The following is a 1373-nucleotide window of genomic DNA, read 5'->3' as shown; positions in this document are numbered from 1 at the left end:
ATCCCATTTATTCCCAGTACCGTGCGATCGACCGGGTCAAGGTCACCCTCCGCTCCTTCGTCACGAGTCCGAAGCCGGCCACGGCCATGCCACCACGAAATGCCGGGTCCAACTTGGCCGGTATCGCGGACGGGCGTGCTGATCTCGGTTTCGACATACATGTCGTCCCAATCAATCTCGCTCATGTGTGAATGCTATGAGCTGAGGGCGACAGCATCGGCCGACTTCTGAGAACTGAGCTGTGGCACCCAACTAACCCCCAACAAATTGCCTGCTCGACAGGACTTTTCAAGATTGTGTTCGGTGATCCATTGTTGTCCCGCGCTAGCCAGATACGCAGCTAGGCAAAACTTTTCGGTTGCAGTTGACAGAAACATCATCGCGTTGAGTAGCGGTAAACCACCCTAATCCCTAGGTCGCAGGTTCCAAAAAACTCTGTTCGGAGGGGTCCGCAGATATTCCCGGCCGAGGGGCATTTGGCGGATGAAGAGGAATGCCCGCCCAGCGTATCGCTGACGGGCAGCGGAACGAACCATGGGGCTTCTGACACTCAACCATCAGGCGTTCGGTCCCACTTCCTCATGCCGAAATCGTCTCGCTCCACTCGCCCGATTCAAGGACCACCTCCGATGTCCGCTACGCGGTGGCTTCGCCATCCTGGACACGACCGAGCTCCACTGAGGGCGGCAGGTATGAGGGTGAGGGAGAAGAACAGTCAAGGCACTACCGTCATCTACTGCGCCGAACGCGCCGCGTGCAGGTAAAGCGAATCCACGCCGATTGTGTTTTCGACTTCGTGCCGAAACGCAGCCTTGGCCAATTCGAGCTGTTCAGACAATGCGCGGAGATAGGTTTCGCACACATTGACCATCTGTTCAGCGACTTCGACCGGTGGACCGATAAAGTTTACGCTCATACTTCCAACGCCAGCGATTGCTCGGCCATGAGGCGGTGGCACCAGGTAGACAACCGCACTAGCCTGCTCGTGGTTCGCAACACGGTGAGCTACATGCTGGTTCGCCATCACACAGACCTCATCGTGGGTCTGTTTCTGAGCATCTGTCAGCAGCGCCGTCAGATGGTCTGCGTAGTTGGGTCGTGACCCCTTTTCGACCAGGAGCCCCCGCCCGGAGGTAAAGCCGCGGCGAAACGAGATCACGGCCGCGTTCCACACCGCACGAGGTAGTACCTGGTCTGCACCCCCACACATGGTGGTGTACCGCAGAGCACATTCTCGCGCGAACGAGAAGTCCGCCATTATCGATTCGAAGTCGGCCACCCTGCCAGCAATGGGCCCCGTAAGTCCCACTGGCAAAAGCGCAATAGGTTCGTCTGTGGTCACCCAGGCAGCCTAGCCACGGAAGCTCCTATAG

Annotated in this window: 2 protein-coding genes; both read right to left on the bottom strand. The window is 58.0% G+C overall.

The genetic code is table 11. The features are described 5' to 3' along the window. Positions 1–185 (bottom strand): hypothetical protein (locus ACIRS4_RS37095; protein ID WP_404204509.1); only part of this gene is annotated, 185 nt, incomplete at its 3' end. Positions 186–733: 548 nt separating this feature from the next. Next, positions 734–1342: a hypothetical protein gene (locus ACIRS4_RS37090; protein ID WP_404204507.1), complete on the bottom strand. Its 609-nt coding sequence runs from the start codon at positions 1340–1342 to the stop codon at positions 734–736. Positions 1343–1373: the final 31 nt, after the last annotated feature.

Source organism: Streptomyces sp. NPDC101166 (genome assembly GCF_044768125.1).
Lineage (GTDB): Bacteria > Actinomycetota > Actinomycetes > Streptomycetales > Streptomycetaceae > Streptomyces.
This window is presented reverse-complemented; position numbering and strand designations above follow the sequence as displayed.